The organism is Mesorhizobium sp. M0106, assembly GCF_040322715.1.
Lineage (GTDB): Bacteria > Pseudomonadota > Alphaproteobacteria > Rhizobiales > Rhizobiaceae > Mesorhizobium.
The window spans coordinates 43,558-58,401 of sequence record NZ_JAMYUA010000016.1; the positions used below are offsets into that span (position 1 = coordinate 43,558).

Annotated in this window: 15 protein-coding genes; 5 read left to right on the forward strand and 10 right to left on the reverse strand. The window is 64.3% G+C overall.

Annotated elements, in window-relative coordinates; genetic code table 11:
- Window positions 1–402 precede the first annotated feature (402 nt).
- Window positions 403–657, forward strand: coding sequence for a DUF768 domain-containing protein (locus NKJ55_RS17275; RefSeq protein WP_023719384.1), 255 nt, complete (start codon window positions 403–405; stop codon window positions 655–657).
- Window positions 658–717: 60 nt separating this feature from the next.
- Here NKJ55_RS17275 and NKJ55_RS17280 read toward each other — a convergent pair whose 3' ends face one another.
- The 3 genes from NKJ55_RS17280 to NKJ55_RS17290 form a co-directional block, all read right to left on the reverse strand.
- Window positions 718–1,845, reverse strand: coding sequence for a DmpA family aminopeptidase (locus NKJ55_RS17280; protein ID WP_352450945.1), 1,128 nt, complete (start codon window positions 1,843–1,845; stop codon window positions 718–720).
- 7 nt (window positions 1,846–1,852) lie between these two features.
- Window positions 1,853–3,418, reverse strand: a complete 1,566-nt coding sequence (gene xseA / locus NKJ55_RS17285; RefSeq protein ID WP_352450946.1) for an exodeoxyribonuclease VII large subunit — start codon at window positions 3,416–3,418, stop codon at window positions 1,853–1,855.
- Between the two features lie 70 nt (window positions 3,419–3,488).
- Entirely contained in the window at window positions 3,489–4,445 is a 957-nt protein-coding gene (locus NKJ55_RS17290) for a LysR substrate-binding domain-containing protein (protein WP_023680469.1), read from the reverse strand.
- 178 nt (window positions 4,446–4,623) lie between these two features.
- Here NKJ55_RS17290 and NKJ55_RS17295 point away from each other — a divergent pair, with 178 nt between their 5' ends.
- Window positions 4,624–4,914: a DUF1127 domain-containing protein gene (locus NKJ55_RS17295; protein ID WP_352450947.1), complete on the forward strand. Its 291-nt coding sequence runs from the start codon at window positions 4,624–4,626 to the stop codon at window positions 4,912–4,914.
- Window positions 4,915–5,088: 174 nt separating this feature from the next.
- Here the strand turns inward: NKJ55_RS17295 and NKJ55_RS17300 are convergent, their stop codons facing one another.
- The 4 genes from NKJ55_RS17300 to NKJ55_RS17315 form a co-directional block, all read right to left on the reverse strand.
- On the reverse strand, window positions 5,089–6,147 hold the full coding sequence (locus NKJ55_RS17300; RefSeq protein ID WP_352450948.1) for a DUF937 domain-containing protein: 1,059 nt from the start codon (window positions 6,145–6,147) through the stop codon (window positions 5,089–5,091).
- A gap of 102 nt (window positions 6,148–6,249) precedes the next feature.
- Window positions 6,250–7,623: a glutamate--cysteine ligase gene (locus NKJ55_RS17305; RefSeq protein WP_352450949.1), complete on the reverse strand. Its 1,374-nt coding sequence runs from the start codon at window positions 7,621–7,623 to the stop codon at window positions 6,250–6,252.
- A gap of 185 nt (window positions 7,624–7,808) precedes the next feature.
- Window positions 7,809–8,543, reverse strand: coding sequence for a 16S rRNA (uracil(1498)-N(3))-methyltransferase (locus NKJ55_RS17310; protein ID WP_352451020.1), 735 nt, complete (start codon window positions 8,541–8,543; stop codon window positions 7,809–7,811).
- Window positions 8,544–8,575: 32 nt separating this feature from the next.
- Entirely contained in the window at window positions 8,576–9,223 is a 648-nt protein-coding gene (locus tag NKJ55_RS17315; protein ID WP_352450950.1) for a hypothetical protein, read from the reverse strand.
- Window positions 9,224–9,297: 74 nt separating this feature from the next.
- Here NKJ55_RS17315 and NKJ55_RS17320 point away from each other — a divergent pair, with 74 nt between their 5' ends.
- Together NKJ55_RS17320 and NKJ55_RS17325 are read left to right on the forward strand one after the other, a co-directional pair.
- Window positions 9,298–9,996, forward strand: a complete 699-nt coding sequence (locus tag NKJ55_RS17320) for a type 1 glutamine amidotransferase (RefSeq protein ID WP_352450951.1) — start codon at window positions 9,298–9,300, stop codon at window positions 9,994–9,996.
- A gap of 287 nt (window positions 9,997–10,283) precedes the next feature.
- Entirely contained in the window at window positions 10,284–10,424 is a 141-nt protein-coding gene (locus NKJ55_RS17325; RefSeq protein ID WP_292664785.1) for a hypothetical protein, read from the forward strand.
- Window positions 10,425–10,452: 28 nt separating this feature from the next.
- Here NKJ55_RS17325 and NKJ55_RS17330 read toward each other — a convergent pair whose 3' ends face one another.
- The 3 genes from NKJ55_RS17330 to NKJ55_RS17340 are packed head-to-tail and all read right to left on the reverse strand — an operon-like array spanning window position 10,453 to window position 13,256.
- Window positions 10,453–11,223, reverse strand: coding sequence for a metallophosphoesterase (locus NKJ55_RS17330; RefSeq protein WP_352451021.1), 771 nt, complete (start codon window positions 11,221–11,223; stop codon window positions 10,453–10,455).
- 38 nt (window positions 11,224–11,261) lie between these two features.
- Entirely contained in the window at window positions 11,262–12,398 is a 1,137-nt protein-coding gene (locus NKJ55_RS17335) for an alpha-hydroxy acid oxidase (RefSeq protein ID WP_352450952.1), read from the reverse strand.
- A gap of 54 nt (window positions 12,399–12,452) precedes the next feature.
- Complete coding sequence (locus tag NKJ55_RS17340; RefSeq protein WP_352450953.1) at window positions 12,453–13,256, reverse strand: FadR/GntR family transcriptional regulator; 804 nt, start codon at window positions 13,254–13,256, stop codon at window positions 12,453–12,455.
- 211 nt (window positions 13,257–13,467) lie between these two features.
- On the opposite strand from NKJ55_RS17340, the gene NKJ55_RS17345 reads away from it, so the two are divergent.
- The gene (locus NKJ55_RS17345) at window positions 13,468–14,802 is read left to right on the forward strand and encodes a DUF3422 family protein (protein ID WP_352450954.1); all 1,335 of its coding nucleotides are present in this window, start codon (window positions 13,468–13,470) and stop codon (window positions 14,800–14,802) included.
- The last annotated feature ends 42 nt before the right edge of the window (window positions 14,803–14,844 follow it).

A 14,844-nucleotide genomic window follows, 5' to 3' on the forward strand; every position in this document is an offset into this window, starting at 1 on the left:
CAGCAAGCGCGGCGGAAAGAAGCAGGACCGCAAGCAGAGTCGACATTGCAAATGGTTATCACTATATAGCGGCGGCTTTGACGGCTCGCCTCTTACATGGTGCCGGCGAGAGGGCGGTAAATGTGCTAGCTATTGTGACATCTATTGTGATCTAAAACGGCTTGAAAACCGACAAAAAGCAAATAGAAACAATAGCGCGGGTCGAACGAGTTTCCTCGAGAGAATCAGTCCTCAAGAACTAGAACGTGCTCCTTGAACCCTCCATTCCCTTCGGCTCTGTGGACCTCGGACAAGTTCGGCTTGCCGGGCGAAGCCGACTCGGCTCGAATGGCAGCACGCATCTTTTCGAAGATGCCGACGTTTATGATTACCAACCGGCATAGCCGCTAGGGAAACAGCAGTATGAGTGAACACGCAATCGAGTTCTTGCGCGGGTGGATTGGCGAAAAAGTCCACTGCCAGCCCTCGCCAGCCAGGATCGAGAAGCAGGCCGAGACCCTCGCCAGGGAATGTGCGGCCAAGGCCGCCGAAGCCGGCATACCCCTGGAGGATATCCAGGAAGAGGTCGGCGACATTCAGGAGCTCATTGCTTCGAGGCTCGAAGAGGCGGCCGAGGCCGACCAGGACGAGCAGAATTCCAACAAGCCTGCCGGCTGACGGACCGCCCCGGCAAAACCTGCCGGGCGAACAATGCCTGTCTGATGCAGTTGCGCGGTCCTATCGCCGCGCAGCCTTGCCAAATCTCTCCTCGAGCCACTCTTTCGGCAATGCCGGCACGAAATTGCCGTCGCGCCCGGTCATGTCTTCATTGGCGACCAGCGCGTTGAGGATTGCTTCCTCCACGCTCTGAACGACGGCGTCGAAGAACGGGTTGATATCGGCATCCGGTATGTAGCCGGCGCTGACCAGCTTGCCGGCCGCGCCGCGCGCCGCGTCGGCATTGGCCGTGCTGAAGGCCAGAAAAATATCGCCGGACGAATTGTATCCATAGCCGCCGATCAGCGCCACGCCGAGCGGCACGCGTTTCGCCAGTCTTTTCAACTGATGCGGCATGAATGGCGCATCGGTGGCGACGATCGCGATGATGGAGCTCTTTTCCGCTCGCGGCGTGTTGTCCCGGATCGCCGGTTCGGCGAGTTCCGCTCCGGCTCTGATGCCACGGATCACGAGGTTTCGCCGTGCACCGAAATTCGACTGGACGAAGCAGCCGATCGTGAAACGCTCTCCATTCCAGTCGACGCTGCGCGAGGATGTGCCGGACCCTGCCTTGAAGCCGAAGGTGATCATGCCGGTGCCGCCGCCGACGCTGCCCTCGTCGATCGGCCCGCTTTCAGCCGTTTCGAGCGCGGAAAACACGTGCTCGAAGCTCACATGGTGGCCGTTGATATCGTTCAGGAAGCCGTCGTAAGTCTCGCCCGCCACCGGCAGCGCCCAGGCGCTGTCGAGCGATTGCGGCAGCACCGTCTGCATCCAGCGCAACGTTGCGTCGCGGCTGACGCCGCAGGAATGGGTGTTGGTGATGGTGATGGGAAGATTGAACGCTCCGAGTTCCTCTATCAGATGCGAGCCGGTCAGTTCGCCATTGCCATTGGCGCTGAACATCCCGGCGAACGCCGGGACGGCCAACTCGCCTCTGGGCCGTGGCAGGATCGCGGTCACGCCGGTGCGTACCGGACCCTTGCCGACGACGAGCGGCCCATCCCCTGAGATCAGCGTCGTATAGCCGACCATCACGCCAGGCACATCGGTGATGGCATTGAAGCGGCCTGGCGTGCCCTCGAATGGGATCGCGAAGGCACGGGCGCGCAGTTTGCCCGAGGACGTCGCAAGATGCGGGTCGGTCATTTCTTCCTCAGAAAAGCGAACCTTGGCCGCCTGGCGCCTTGAGCTTGGCCGCGGGCTTGGCAACCGTCTTCGGCCGCGCCGTGCCACTGATGGCGACTGCATCGGCGGTGCCGTCGGCGAACTCCAGCGAAAGCGCCATCCCCGACACAACTTCTGCCGCATGCTTGACCACGGCGCCGTCCACATCCTTGACCAGCGCGAAGCCTCGCGCCAGCACGGCCTTGTGCGAGAGCGTCGCCAGCAGCCGGTCTGCCTGCGTCAGTTTTCCACGCAGACGGTCCAGCCGCCGCGAAATTGCCTGGTCCTGACGCCGCGTCAGCGCCAGCAGGGCATCGCCTTGCAGTTTCTGCCGTCTTGCGATCGGCGCCGGTGACAGTCTAGTCGCCGTGCGCGAAAACCGCGCTCGACGCTCGCGCACGATGGCGAAGAAAGCCGCTTGCGCACGGGCGAGGTCGCGGCGCGTCAGAGTGCGGGCTTCGTTCATGCGCCGCGACAAAGTCGCCGGCGTCAGCCGCTGCCCCAGAAGCCTGGCTCGCTTGCGCTCGACGCTGACCGACAGCGCCCGGCCGAGCCGGCTCGTCGCCTCGTCGAAGCGCCGCCGTGGCAGCGCCAGCAACTGGTCGGGCGAGGGCAGCGCACGGGCGGCCGCGCGTGCCGCCTGCCGCTTGCGTTCGAAATTGCGCGACAGTGCGGTCTTCAACCGCGCGCCAAGGCCGGCAAGCGTCGCTTCGAGGTCGACCTTGACCGGCACGGCGATCTCGGCGGCGCCTGTCGGCGTCGGCGCCCGTACATCCGCCGCCAGATCGATCAATGTCCAGTCGGTCTCGTGGCCGACCGCGGAAATCACCGGAATGCCCGAAGCGGCGACGGCCCGGGCGAGCGCTTCGTCGTTGAAGCCCCACAGATCCTCCAGGCTGCCGCCGCCGCGCGCCACGATCAACAGATCGGGCCGCGCGATGGCGCCGTCCCATGGCAGTGCGTTGAAGCCGTTGACGGCAGCGGTCACTTCCGCACCAGCCGTCTCGCCCTGCACCCGCACCGGCCAGACCAGCACGTGCAGTGGAAACCGATCCTTGATGCGGTGGATGATGTCGCGGATGACGGCGCCTGTCGGCGAGGTGACGACGCCGATGACGCAGGGCATGAACGGCAGACGCCGCTTGCGTGCCGCGTCGAACAGGCCTTCGGCCTGCAGCCGGCGCTTGCGCTCGTCCAGCAGCGCCATCAGCGCACCGGCACCGGCCGGCTCGAGATTGTCGATAACGATCTGGTAGTTCGACTTTCCGGGATAGGTGGTGAGCCGGCCGGTGGCGATCACCTCCATGCCTTCCTCTGGACGGAATTTCAGCCGGCTCATCGTGGTCTTCCACACCACGGCGTCGAGCCGCGCGCGATCGTCCTTCAGGCAGAAATAGGCATGGCCGGAGGAATGCGGTCCGCGATAGCCGGAAATCTCGCCGCGCACCCGTACATTGCCGAAGACGTCCTCGACCGTACGCTTCAGCGCGCCGGAAATTTCGCTCACCGTATATTCGGTGGCGTTGGTGCGTGATTCGGATGCTGCGTCGCTCATCGGCCGATTGGGGGACGATTGCTGGCCGGCGTCAAGGCGGCCGTGTTCGATGTCCGCCCCAATCGCGCGATCACCAGCCCGGCAGGATCTGGTTCGGCTTGGTCCGCTTCATCTTGGCGAAGGCGAGGGCGGCGAAATCGAACGTGCCGGTCTCCTCGCCGAGTGGCACGGAAATATTGTCGAGGCTCTCCGAAATGTGGCGCGCAAGCGCGTCGACGATCTCCGGCCGCGAGGTCTGACCGCGCATGATGCCGATGCGGCAATCGGGCAGGGCGCCGAAACCGTCGGCCTCGCCCAGCACCCGCATGCCGGGCCGCAGGGCGCATTCCGGCAGCACCGAGATCGCCAGACCGGAAAGCACCGCGGCTGCGATGACGGTGGCAGAGAAGCTGGTGAACAGGATGCGATAGTCGCGGCTCTGCTGATCGAGCACGTCGGCGGCGGCCCGCCGCCAGATGCAGTTCGGCCGGCCGAAGGCCATCGGCAGGATCGGCTGCTCATGCGTCGCATGGTTGGCCGAGGTAACCCACAGCAGCGGTTCGCGCCGCACCACTTCCGACTGGCCACGCGCGTCGTTGTGCGTCACCAGCGCCAGGTCGAGATTGCCGCGCTTGATGTGTTCGACCAGTCCCGGCGTCGGTTCGCAGATAACGGTCAGTTCGACATGCGGGTTGGAACGGGCAAACCGCGCCATGATCTCTGGCAGGAAGCGATCGGCATAATCGTCCGGCGTGCCGATGCGGATGGTGCCTTCGAGCCGGCGGTCGTCGAAGGCGGCCAGTGTTTCCTTGTTGAGATAGAGCAGCCGCCTTGCGTAGGAGAGCAGTCTGTCGCCTTCCTCGGTCAGCCTGTTGGTGCGGCCGTCTTTTTCGAACAGCGGCTTGCCGATCCGTTCCTCCAGCCGCCGCATCTGCATCGACACCGCAGACTGGGTCCGATGCACCGCTTCCGCCGCGCGGGTAAAGCTGCCGGTGTCGACAATCGAGATGAAGGTCTGCAACTGATCGAGATCGAGCGGCGCTTTCATTGGCCTAATCCATCATTGATGCTGATGCTAAAGATTAGAAACATTCGTTGGATTAATCAATCGGGCCATGGCAAATTCGCATTGTCCACATGAAGGCATGTGAATCGAAGCCGGAACGGCCGCTGTCGCCAGCGCCCGATCGACCGGTTTCGCCCGTCCGAATGTGAAGGAGACCGACATGGCTACGTTTGATTTCGCTACCGAGACCTCGCGCATCACTTCGCGTCCGGCCGTTGCGACGCGCGTGGCCAACGCCGCTGCCAATGTTTACCGCGCCTGGAAAAACCGCCGCGCCTTTTATCGCCTCGGCGAGATGTCGGATGCCGAGCTCGCCGACATCGGCCTGACCCGCGCCGACCTGCACGTCGCTGTCGGTGTACCCTTTGGCCGCGATCCGACCGAAAGGCTTCGCGTCATCGCGATCGAGCGCGCCGAAACGATCGAGGATATTGCCCGCAAGGTGGCGTGATCGCGTGGTTTCGCCGTTCGGGCGCGTTGAACCTTTTTGAGGCACGACGCCACCAAGTTACGCAGGCTCCCCACTCCCTGCCGGATCCCCCGGCCAGCCTGCGCGCTGCCCGGTCCTCCCAGGACCGGGCTTTCTTTTTTGGGCGGCACTGATGATTGGTTGCCGGTGTCTGGTCTAGCGCCGGCCCATGCCCTGCTTGAACTGGTCGAAGATCGACTCCATGCCTTTCTGGTAGTCGTCGCGCTGCTGGGCGCCTGTCTCGAACATCTTGCCGAACAGGTCGTCAAACGGATTTCTCGGCCTGCCGCTCGGATTGGCCTGCGGCTGCGGCGCCTGGGGTTGCTGCGGCGCCTGACGCGGCTGAGACTGTTGTGCGCCACCGCCGAACATGTCCTGCGGCACCTTGCCGAGCGGATTGTCACCATAAGGGTTCTGTGTCTGCTGGGGTTGGTTCTGCGGCTGCTGTGGCTGTGGTGCACCGCCGCCGAACATATCCTGCAGCACCTTGCCGAGCGGATTGTCACCATAAGGGTTCTGTGTCTGTTGCGGCTGGCTTTGTGGCTGCTGCCCGCCGCCGAACATGTCCTGCAACACCTTGCGCAGCGGATTGTCGCCGTAAGGGCTCTGCGTCTGTTGCGGCTGCTGCCCGCCGAACATATCCTGCAGCACCTTGCCGAGCGGGTTATCCGTGGGGCCTGCAGGCTGAGGGGTCGGTGCCTGGCTGCCGCCGCCAGCCTGCCGCATCATCTGCTCGATGAGCTCGCCAAGCGGATTGCCGCCACCGCCTGCCGCATGCATCTGCCCGCCTAGCTGGTTGGTGGTCTGCTTGAATAGCCCGCCCATCATCATCGAGGCGATTGCCGGCAGCATCTGCTGCAACACCTGCTGGCTGACGCCGCTCGCCTGCGCGGCCTGGCTGGCGACGGCCCGCGACAAATCCTTCGAGCCGAACAAATGGCCCAGAATGCCGTTGCCTTCATCGAGGCCCTGCGGCGAGAAGGCCCGGCTTGCATCCTCGAAATATTTGGCGTGCTGGCCGCTGGCCATCGCCGTCATGAAGGAGCCGAGCCCATAAGGGTCCGCCGTGTTGCGCTTCAGCCCCTGCGAAAAGGCCGGCAGCAGCGCCGCGACCGCCGCCTGCGTCTGCTGCTGCGAAAGCCCGAACTGCTGGGCCAGCGCCTGCATGCCGTTGCCGTTCTGGGCCTGTGCCAGAATATCGAACAAGGAAGGCATTGTTTTCTCCTCCGGGAAAATCCTCGTTGGAGAAGCCTAGTTCGTTTCCATCACTGATTGAAGCGAATTTGCCGGACCATCGGCCAAGCGGATAGCGAAGCGTTAATACGCGTATTCCATGAACACCGGCTCGATCGAGCCGCCCCAGCGTGTGTGGTAGGCCGAGAGCATCTCTTCGGCGCTGGTGGTGCCACGCGCGACGACCTCGTCCAGCGTGTTGAGGAACGACGTCTCGTCATAGCCGTCGCGGTTCTTGCGGCCGCGGTTCTTCAGTCCCATGCGCGAGATGACGAGCACGTCGCGGGCGATCTCGCGCAATGTCGTGTTGCGGAAGGGCGCCGAAATGCCCTGTTCCGGCACCGCGTTGCGCATTGCCAGCACTTCGTCATAGCTCCAGCTCGAGGTCAGCGCCTCGGCCGCGTCGAGCGCCGCCGCATCGTAGAGCAGCCCGACCCAGAAGGCCGGCAGCGCGCAGATGCGCCGCCACGGCCCGCCATCGGCGCCGCGCATTTCGAGAAAGCGCTTCAGCCGCACGTCGGGGAACAGCGTCGACAGATGGTTTGCCCAGTCGCCCATCGTCGGCAGCCCGTCCGGCAGGTCGTTACGGGCAGCACCCGCCATGAACTGGCGGAAGGTGATGTGCGTCATGTCGTGGTATTGGCCGTCGCGGATGACGAAATACATCGGCACGTCGAGCGCCCATTCGACATAGTCGGCAAAGCCGAAATCGGGCGAGAAGCAGAACTCGAGCAGGCCGGAGCGCTGATTGTCGGTGTCGCGCCAGATCTCGCCGCGCCAGCTCTGCAAGCCGTTCGGCCGGCTTTCGGTGAAGGGCGAGTTGGCAAACAGCGCCGTCGACAGCGGCTGCAGCTTCAGCGACACCTGCATCTTGCGGCGCATGTCGGCTTCGCTTTCGAAGTCGAGGTTCACCTGGATCGTGCAGGTCCGGTACATCATGTCGAGACCTTTGGTGCCGACCTTGGGCATGTAGCGGGTCATGATCTCGTAGCGCGATTTCGGCATTTTCGGCGTCTCGGCCAGCGACCATTTCGGGCTGCCGCCAAGGCCGAGAAAACGAATGCCCATCGGTTCGGCGATCTCGCGCACCTGCGCCAGATGCGCATTGCCTTCGCGGCAGGTCTGGTGGATCGTCTCCAGCGGCGCGCCGGACAGTTCGAACTGGCCGCCGGGCTCCAGCGAGATCGCGCCCTGGCCGGTCGGCTCGACCAGTCCGATGATGCGGCCGGCATCCATGATCGGGTCCCAGCCGAGTTTGTCCTGCATGCCTTCGAGGATGGCGCGGATGCCGTGCTCGCCGCCATAGGGCACCGGCGCATTGCCGTCGACATAGAACGGGAATTTCTCGTGCTCGGTGCCGATGCGCCATTTGTCGCGCGGCTTGTTGCCTTCGGCCAGGTGCTCGACGAGTTCGTCGACGCTTTCTATCGGCCGGAAATCGGTTGTATCGCGCGCCATAGGAGCCCTCCGCACATGACCCTGAAAATCGGCTTCGATTTTCGGAACGGATCAGGTGCCCAATCAAATGCTACAGCGTCCTTTGCGCGCCCGAAAGGACACGCGGCCGCTGCCGGCGCTAGATGGACGAAATGTCAGTAGCCGATCAAGCGAAAAATCCTGAGCCAGCGGGTAATTGGAATTGATCACCAATCGCCGATTGTCGCCTGGATCAGCGCCAGTGCCGCCACCGCCGCCGTATCCGCTCGCAGGATGCGCGGCCCGAGCGGAATCGCGGTAACGAAAGGCAGCGCTCTCAGCATCTTGCGTTCCTCGTCGGAAAAGCCGCCCTCCGGTCCGACCAGCAGGCCGAGCTTTCTCTCCCGCACCGCCTGCAATGCCGGCAGGGGATTGTTGGTCGATGCATCCTCGTCGCAGAAGATCAGCCGCCGCTCGCGGTCCCAGTTGCTGAGCAGGCGCTCGAATTTTTCCGCTTCGCGCAGCTCTGGCACCGCCAATATGCCGCATTGCTCGGCCGCCTCGACGACATTGGCGCGCAGGCGCTCGATGCCGGGTTTTGCCACCTGCGTATGCTGGGTGATGACCGGCTGCAGGATGCCAGCGCCCATCTCGACCGCCTTTTGCACGAGGTAGTCGAGCCGCCCCTGCTTCAGCGGCGCGAAGCAATAGACGAGATCGGGCAACGGCGGCTGCGGCCGCTGCAATGCCAGCAACCTCAGGCGCAACGCCTTCTTCGACTTCGTGGCGATCGCCGCCGACCATTCGCCGTCGCGGCCGTTGAAGACCAGAATTTCGGCGCCTTCGCCGAGCCGCAGCACGTGCGAGAGATAATGGCTCTGCTGCGGGCCGACGTCGAACTCGATGTCCGGTCCAAGCCCGTCCGGCACGAACAGCCGCTGCATCTTGTAATTGGCGCGCATCGCCGAGGAATGCGGCAACGTCACCCTCGGCGTCAAGCCTCGGCGGAAGGATGCCAGACAGGCTCGTAGCCTTTCTGCAGCACCGAAACAGTTGTCGCTGGCGTGAGCAGGCGGATTGGACTGTCGGCAAAACCGCCGAACCCCACCGGTTCGCCATAACCGCCGAAACTCCAGGGCAGCGCGGCGCCATCAAACAGGACGTACGCCCTGTTTCCTGACGAGATCATCGTGCCGTCCGGCAAGTCCGCAAGCGCTTCCGGTTCCAGTCTCGTCGCCCGCCCGCCCGATGCCAGGCGCTCCTTGTGCAGGCGTTTGTCGAGCTGCGGCGCGCGTGGTTCGGCAATGCCGAAGGCGTCGCCGAAACGCCGGACAAAATCCCTGGCCCGCTCGCGCCGGCAGAAGAAGCAGGGACGGTGGCCGGCGGCAAGCGCCGTCACCTCGTCGAGGAAAAACAGCTCGGTCCAGCCGGCCTTGCCGCCAGCCCGGTTGCGCCCCATCGGCTCGCGCCGCACGTTGCCGAATTCGCAGACGCAGATGATCCAGGCTTGCAGCGCCCAGCGCTTCTTCAACAGCGTTCTCGTCTCGGGGTCGTGAATGATGCCGCGATTGCCCATGAACAGGCCGCGCTCCGGCACGGCATGGATGGTGCCGAACGGGTCGATCCGGTTTTGCAGTGGCATAGGCGTTCCCTGTTGGCTGCAATGCTGGCGCCATGATATCGCTCGTTGCATCAATTTCATGTCAGCAGGTTTCGATGCGGGTCTTGGTTGTCCAGAACTTCGACAATGAGGGCCTTGGCCAGATCGGCGCGGCGCTTGTCGAGGCGGGCGTCGATATCGACCTGCGCCGTCCCTACCGCGGCGACGCGCTGCCGCAAGATAGCGGCGGGCATGACGCCATGGTGGTGCTCGGCGGCGCCCAGAATGCGCTGGACGACGAGCTCTGTCCTTATTTTCCGGGCCTGCTCGACCTGACGCGCGACTTTGCCGAGAGGGATCGCGCGGTGCTTGGTATCTGCCTCGGCAGCCAGTTGGTCGCGCGCGCCTTTGGCGGCGAGAACCAGATCGGCGGCGCGTCGGAGTTCGGCTGGCACGAAGTCGCGCTCACCGCGGCGGCGCAGGCCGATCCGGTGCTCGCCGCCTTGCCTGAAAAGTTCCCGATCTTCGAATGGCACGACGACACCTTTGTCTTGCCCGAGACTGCCGTGCGGCTGGCCGGCAATGCCGTCGCCGAGAACCAGGCGTTCCGCATCGGCCGCGCCGTCTATGGCTTCCAGTTTCATTTCGAGGCCGACCGGCCGATGGTTCGCGACTGGAGCACGTCCTTCGCACCGCTGATCGCCGAACGCCATCCGGATTGGGCCGTCCGGCTCGACGACGAAATGGCCCGCAACGGACCGCAAGCCGATGCCGCCGGCCTGGCCATCGCCCGCGCCTGGGTGGCGACGATCTGACGGCCCATATAGTCAACGTATTTGGCGACGTTGCATATTTGGCACGCGGCGGCAAATCCGCCGGGGATAACGCGTTTCATCCTTGGCCTGTGTCTGTCCGCCAGCCTAAAAGGCGCGCGCTCTGCATCTTGGGTGCAACCGCGATGAACCTTTCCTGTGACCCGCGCGACACACCGCCGATACAGAACATGCCTAGAAGCGCGAAACCGTCCGACATTTGCGACGTATTTTGCGTTTCAACGCATTGGTAACCCGCTCGTGCATAGATGCAGGAAGCTCAACAAGAGATGACGTCCGTGAAAGCAGCCTTTTTGTCCTTTGTCATGTTGTCGGCTATCGTCTTGTGCGGCCTCGGCATTTATTCCGCCGACGCGGCCAACGACCACAATGCCGTCGACGGCTACGGCGTCACCGCCGCGCTTCGCTAGCCTCTCTGCTCATAATCCCACGCCTTCCCTACGCCCGCTTACCCGTCACTGTCAGGATATGCTTATCAGCGCCGTCCACCACGAGCGCGGTGAGGTTTCCCGACTGCCAGGCGAGGGTGTCGACATTGACGCGGTTGCCGGTGATCTCGGCCTTGGCCACCGGCGTATGGCCGTGCACCACGATCTTGGGATGAAGACCGGTGTGATCGTGGAAGACCTCGCGGATCCAGATCAGGTCCTGCCGGGTCTGGCTTTCCAGCGCAACGCCGGGCCGGATGCCGGCATGGCAGAAGAAGAAGTCGCCGAACGTCACTGAGAAGGGCAGCGAGCGCAGGAACTCGACATGGTTCTGCGGCACCGCCTCGACCAGTGCGGCGTGCCCTTGCCGCAGTGCCGCATCGGCGCGGCCAAACCAGGCGCTGCTCCCACCGAGCGACACGCCATAGGATAGCGCCGTCTGGATGCCGCCATAGCGCATGAACAGGCCGTCCGGGTCGGGGACATCGAGAAAATCGAGGAAGCCGAGATCATGATTTCCGGCCAGCATCAGGTGACGCGGATCGCGTCTTTGCGCGTCGATCAGGAAATCGATGACGCCCCTGGAGTCCGGGCCGCGATCGACATAGTCGCCGAGATGGATCACGCGCCAATCGGCCGACGGCCTTTGACCGAGCTCCGCCTCGATCCGCCGGTGCATGGCGGTCAGCAAATCGAGCCGGCCGTGCACATCGCCGATCGCATAGAGGCGCATGCCTTGCGGTCCGCGCGCCTCGTAGAAACTGATGCCGGGCTCCGTCAATGCCTGCGTCGCCTCCGTGGTCATGCCGCCACGGGACTTTAGCGCCGAAGCTGATCCTTGCCCATGTCGGTGACCAGACGCTTTCCGCACAGAGCCAGCGTTATGTCCATCTCCTTGCGGATGATTTCCAGCGCCTTGGTAACCCCTTCCTTGCCGAGTGCGCCGAGGCCGTACAGGAAAGGCCGGCCGATATAGGTGCCCTTGGCGCCGAGGCACAGTGCTTTGAGCACGTCCTGGCCGGAACGGATGCCGCCGTCCATATGCACCTCGATCGTGTCGCCGACGGCATCGGCGATCTCTTCGAGCGCCATGATCGATGACGAGGCGCCGTCGAGCTGGCGGCCGCCATGGTTGGATACGATGATCGCGTCGGCGCCCGTCCTGGCCGCCATCAGCGCGTCGTCCTTGTCGAGTATGCCTTTCAGGATCAGCTTGCCGCCCCAGCGCTCCTTGATCCAGGCGACGTCCTTCCACGACAGGTGCGGATCGAACTGCTCCTTCGTCCACGACGACAGCGAGGCGAGGTCGCCGACGCCCTTGGCATGGCCGACGATGTTGCGGAAGCTCCGGCGCTTTGTCCCGGCCATGCCGACGCACCAGCGCGGCCTGGTCGCCATCTGCCAGATGTGCTTCGGCGTCATCCGCGGCGGCGCCGAAAGCCCGTTGCGGATATCCTTGTGGCGCTGACCGAGGATCTGCAGGTCGAGCGTCAGCACCAGCGCCGAACATTTCGCCGCCTTTGCGCGGTCGATCAAATCGAAGACGAAATCCTTGTCGCGCAGCACATAGAGCTGGAACCAGAACGGCTTCCTGGTCACCGACGCGACATCCTCGATCGAGCAGATGCTCATCGTCGACAGCGTGAACGGCACGCCGAATTCCTCCGCCGCCTGCGCCGCCAGCATCTCGCCGTCCGGATGCTGCATGCCGGTCATGCCGGTCGGCGCCAGCGCCACCGGCATCGCCACCTTCTCGCCGATCATGGTCGATTCCAGCGAGCGGTTGTCCATGTCGACCAGCACGCGCTGGCGGAACTTGATCTTCTGGAAATCTTCCTCGTTGGCCCGGTAGGTGCTTTCGGTCCAGGCGCCGGAATCGGCATAGTCGAAGAACATCTTCGGCACGCGGCGGCGCGCCAGGTCCTTGAGGTCGGCGATGGTGAGAATGCTGCTCATGGATTTTTTCCGCTGGTTCTTCGCTGGTTCGTCGTTGAATTTTCTGGGCGGTGCCTACGGCTGTTTTCTTGCCGGCTCACCGCCACCGGGCTCGGAGCGCTGCCTGAGCCTCAGCCGCGACACGCGCTGCCAGTCGCCGCTGCGCTCGGCCTCGGCCATCGATCGTTCGACGTAGGAGATGTGGTCCATCGCCGCCTGCCGCGCCGTGGCCGGATCGCCGGCCTTGACCGCCGCATAGATTGCCCGGTGCTGCGAAAGCAGCGCCTCGCGCGCGCCCGGCACGTTGAACACCAGCCGTCGGTTCTGGAACACGCCTTCCGACAGCAGCCGATAACAGGAGCGCAGCGTGTGCAGCAGGATGATGTTGTGCGCGCATTCGCAGATCGCGTGATGGAACTCGATGTCGATTTCCGCCTCGTCGTCGAAATTGCCGGTCCGGTGCGCCTCGTCCATACGTGCCATGATGCGGTCGAGCAGCGCCAGATCGTCCGATGTGGCACGCCGCGCCGCATATACCGCGGCCACCGCCTCGATCTCGCGGCGGTACTCCAGATAGTCGGTCACCGCCTTGCGATGCATCGAGATCAGGTCGGTCACCGGCTTGGTGAACAGCTGGCCGATGACATCGGCGACATGGGTGCCGCCGCCTGGCCGTGTCGTCAACAGCCCGCGCCCTTCCAAGGCTTTCAAGGCATCGCGCAGGATCGGCCGCGACACCTCGAACTGGCGCGCCAGTTCGCGCTCGCCCGGCAGCCGGTCGCCGGTGCGCAGGACGCCTTCGAGGATCAGGCTCTCGATCTGCTGCACCACCTCGTCGGCGGTGCGCGAATGCTCGATCCGGGAGAAAATGTCGCTCAAACGGGATGCCTGGGGGTTGAACCGATGTCGCGCAAGATAAAGCCGGCGTCGCCAACTGGTCAAATTATTTATCCAATTCGCCAGAGCCGGGTCCGTTTCACAGCCGCGGCTTCATATCAGCTTGAGCTAAACTGGCCGTTTGCGTCCCCTGGCGATTGCCTCTAGAGGGACATCATTGCCAAAGGGCTCACAGAAGCCCGGGGGACCAGCCGTGCCAGACGCCGACCCTTCCAACCTCGAACTCCAGCTGCGCGCCAAAGCCGTGGGCGGCACCGTCATGGGCTTTCCGGCGCATGAAGGTCGGCCGGGCGCGCTCGGCGAGGTCCACGCCCGGCCGCAGCCGCTGGTCGAAAAGCCGCGCGTGCTGGTGCAGCTTTCCTTCATGACCGAAGCTGGATCCGGGATCGATCAGGCCGTGCTTTCCGAATTGTCGCGACGCCTCGGCATCGCCGCGCCCGACCCTCACGCCCGCCACCACGCGATGAAATGGGGCAAGGGCTCGCTGCGTTGGGAACGTCACACGGAATTCTCGACCTATCTCTGGGAAGGCCCGCTCGCCGAAAACGGCAGGGGGCAAGAAGACACACCCTTCGGCAACGGGTTTTCGCCGCCGGGCACGGTGATTTCCGGCATCAGGCTGGAGATCCGCAAATGGACGCCGGCGAACGAAAAACTGATCGCCGGCTTCGACCCGACCAGCCTGTGCTATTCGCTGGTTGAGCGCGGCAACGCGGCCATCGTCACCGATTTCCGTCAGGATGGCGACGGCTTGACCCGCATGCTGGTGCTCGACCGTGGCCTGACCCCGGCGCGCATCGGGGCACTGTCGCAGCGGCTGATCGACATCGAGACCTACCGCACGCTGGCCATGCTTGGGCTGCCGCTCGCCCTGACGCTGTCCGGTCGGGCCCGCCGCATCGAAGACAGGCTGGCCCAGACCACGTTGGAAATGAAGGTCGCCGAGACCCGCGACAGCCAGACGCTGCTTGCCGACTTGACCGAACTGGCCGCCGAGCTGGAGGCCGATGCCGCCTCCAGCCTCTACCGCTTCGGCGCCAGCCGCGCCTATGACGGCATCGTGCGCGAACGGCTGGAGGCGCTCGACGAAGAGGCGGTGCCCGGCTACGACACCTGGGGCGGTTTTCTGCAGCGCCGCGTGGCGCCGGCGATGCGTACCTGCCGTTCGGTCGAGGAGCGCCAGGCCAACCTGTCGACGAAGCTCACCCGTGCCACCACACTGCTGCGCACCTGGGTCGACGTCGAGGTCGAGAAGCAGAACCGCGATCTTTTGGCATCGATGAACAATCGCGCCCGCCTGCAATTGCGGCTGCAGCAGACGGTGGAGGGGCTCTCGGTCGCCGCGGTTTCCTACTATGTCGTCGGCCTCATCGGCTACGTCGCCAAGGGCGCCTCGATCTTCGGCCATGCCTTCGCGCCGGAAATGGTCACCGCCGCCTCGGTGCCGCTCGCCGTCGTGCTCGTCTGGTGGGGCGTGCGCCGCGTCCGCCGCATGCACTCCGAACCAGGCAAGCAGCCGGGCGAGTAATGTGGGGCGCAGCGGCAGATTGCCGCTGCGGAAGGCTGTCTC